1 protein-coding gene is annotated in these 3,431 nt (G+C 66.6%); it reads right to left on the bottom strand.

Annotation, left to right across the window (positions count from 1 at the left end; translation table 11 throughout):
- Positions 1-3,431, bottom strand: a 3,431-nt coding sequence (locus ON22_RS03020) for a non-ribosomal peptide synthetase (protein ID WP_043739796.1), incomplete at both ends; no start/stop codon positions are given.

Genomic DNA, 3,431 nt, shown 5'->3' with positions numbered 1-3,431 from the left:
GGTATTCGACGACCGAACCGGCGCGAGCCGATCGGCATCCGTTACCGGCGCGGCATCGAAACCACTGGTATCGAGGGCATCCAGGGCCAGCACCGGCACACCCGCGAGCGAGCCCACACTGTCACCGGCGACAGAAGCGCCACGAGTGCCTGTGCCGTCCGACGGTTCGATCCCGACGACCTGCGCATCGGCAGTGGTCGACAGCAGACACACCGGTGCTGCGGTATCGAGGATGTAACCGATCCGCTCCGCCGGATGCGACGGATCCAACGGCACATAGGCACCACCGGCCGCAACGACGGCATACATACCGACCACAAGATCCAGCGACCGGGAGGCAAGCAAACCGACCAGCGACTCCGGACCCACACCCTGCGCGACCAGGTACCGGGCCAGCCGGTTCACGCGAGCGGAGAACTCGCCGTAGGACAGACTTGTCCCCTCGAACGACACCGCTACCCGATCCGGGTTCGCGACGACCGCCCGTTCGAACCCGTCCAGCAGCAACCGCTCGGGCAGCGCATGCTCGGTCGCGTTCCACTCCGCCAGGAGTGCGGCGCGCTCGACCGGGGCGAGAATTTCCAGATCGCCCACGGGAGCCGAGGGGTCCGCCACGATCCGGCTCAGCAACCGGATGAACCGGTCGGCGAAACCCTGCACCGTGGCGCGGTCGAACAGATCCGTGGCGAAGGTCAGGTATCCGACTACCCCGCCGGGTTCGCCCGCGGTGTCGTAGGAGTCGCTCAGGATGAGGTTCAGGTCGAACTGGGAGACCTCGGTATCGATATCGACACCGGAAACGGTGAGCCCCGGCAGCTCCAGGCTCGACTGGGCCAGGTTCTGGAAGGTGAATCCCACCTGGAACAAGGGGTGCCGGGCGGTCGACCGGGCCGGGTTCAGTACCTCGACGAGTCGTTCGAAGGGCACGTCCGCATTCGCGAAGGCCGCGATATCCAGCTGCCGCTGCCGGGCGAGCAGTTCGGTGAATGCTTCGCCGCGATCGAGCTGGGTCCGGAACACCAGGGTGTTGACGAACATACCGATCAGATCGTCGAGCGCCTGCTCGCCGCGACCGGCCACCGGGGTACCGATGGTGATGTCGTCGGTGCCCGAGAGCCGCGACAGCAGTACCGCGAACGCGGTATGCGCCACCATGAACAGGGTCGCGCCCTGCTGCTGCGCCAGCCGCTGCAGACCGGCATGGACCTCGGCATCGATATCGATATCGACCCGGCCACCGGTGAACGACTGCACCGCGGGTCGCGGGCGGTCCATCGGCAGGTCGAGCTGATCCGGGATGCCGGCCAGCGCCGACTCCCAGTACCCGAGCTGCTTCGCCGCCGGCGATTCCGGATCGGATTCGTCGCCCAGCAGGTTGCGCTGCCAGATACTGAAATCGGCGTACTGCACCGGCAGCGGCGACCACGCCGGGGCTTCCGCCGCGGCCCGCGCGGCGTAGGCGGTCATCACATCGCGCGCCAGCGGACCGACCGACGAGCCGTCGGCCGCGATATGGTGCGCCACCAGCGCGAGGACGAATTCGCCGGAGACACCGGCGGTAGCGAGGTCCTGCGCATCGGTCGCGGCGGCCGGATCGTCCAGACGGAACAGGGCCACCCGTAGCGGTACCTCGGCGGTCACATCGAAGCCGGTGGATGCCATTTCCGCCACGGCCGTACCGATATCCGCGGCAGCCACCGAGCGCACCGCGAGCTCCGGAACCGCCTGTGCCACCGGTAGTACCAGCTGCACGGGACCGGACGCGGTATCCGGGTACACCGTGCGCAGTACCTCGTGGCGCGCCACGAGATCCGCGACCGCCGCGCGCATGGCATTGACATCCAGCTCGCCGGACAGCCGGATCGCCATCGGAATGTTGTAGGCGGCGGACGCACCGTCGAAACGGTTGAGGAACCACATCCGCTGCTGCGCCAGCGACAACGGCGCAACATGCTGGACCTCACCCGACTCGGTGACCCGGGTCGGCCGCGGCTGCGGCACCAGGGCCGCCCGGCCACCGGAACCGGCATGCTGTTCGACACGCACCGCCAAACCGGCGACAGTGGACGCTTCGAACAGCGCACGGACCGGGACAGTCGTATCCAGCGCCTTGCTCAACCGCGCCGCAACCTGAGTCGCGACCAGCGAATTACCACCGAGGGCGAAGAAATCGTCGTCCGCACCGACCTGATCGATCCCGAGGACCTCGGCGAAGATGTTCGCCACGATCTCCTCGATCGGAGTCGACGGCGCCCGGAATTCCCGCGCCTCGAACTCGGGCTCGGGCAGAGCCTTACGGTCCAGCTTGCCGTTCACATTCAACGGCAGCGCATCGAGTTCGACGAACGCGGCGGGAACCATATAGGACGGCAACCGCTGTGCCAGCGTGTCCTGGATACGTGCGAAATCCAGGCCGGCGCCGGACGGGACCAGGTAACCGACCAGTCGATCGCCGGTCCGCGGGTCCGACTTCGCGACCACAGCCGCTTGCGCGATCTCCGGCAAGGCAAGGAGTGCGGCTTCGATCTCACCCAGCTCGATCCGGAAACCACGAATCTTGACCTGGAAATCGGTACGACCCCGATACTCCAAACCACCATCACGATTCCACGCAACCAGGTCACCCGTGCGATACATCCGCTCACCGGCCGCGAACGGATCGGCCACAAACCGCTCCGCACTCAGATCCACGCGACCGAAATACCCGTGCGCCAACTGCACACCGGCCAGATACAACTCACCCGACACACCATCCGGAACCGGCTGCAACCGGCCGTCCAGCACATACACGCGGGAATTCCACTGCGGCGCACCGATCGGCACCGATACCGTATCCGCCGGCGTGACCCGGTGCGTCGTGATCGACACCGCGGCCTCGGTCGGGCCATAGAGGTTGAACAACCCCACACCCGCATAATCGGCGAGCATCCGCTGCGCGGTAGCCGCCGGCAACGCCTCACCGATGGCCAGCACCCGGCGCAACGACGGGGATATCCCCTCGTCGGTGGCGAGCAGGGCATCCAGCATCGACGGAACCACCGTCAAGGTGGTCACACCTTCGCGGGCCATCAACCCGTTGAGGTAGGACGGATCGCGATGACCATCCGGCGACGAGATGACCATCCGGCCACCGCATACCGCCGCGGTCCAGAACTCCCACACCGACAGGTCGAACGTGGCAGCCGTTTTGAGCAGAATCGAATCTGTTGCGTCCACACCGAATTCGGCCCGGATGTAGCGCAGCTGGTTCACGATGGCCGAGTGCGGCACCGCCACACCCTTGGGCCGGCCTGTCGACCCCGATGTGAAGATCACGTATGCGGTGTTCGACGACCGCAACGGCGACATCCGTTCCGCATCGGTGACCGGAGTATCCCCGTAGCCGGAGAGATCGAGGGTGTCCAGGTCCACCACCGGCGCACTGCCGGTCT

The organism is Nocardia carnea NBRC 14403, assembly GCF_000308515.1.
Classification (GTDB): domain Bacteria; phylum Actinomycetota; class Actinomycetes; order Mycobacteriales; family Mycobacteriaceae; genus Nocardia; species Nocardia carnea.
The sequence above is the reverse complement of the archived record's forward strand: the minus strand, read 5'-3'. Positions and strand labels throughout refer to the sequence as shown.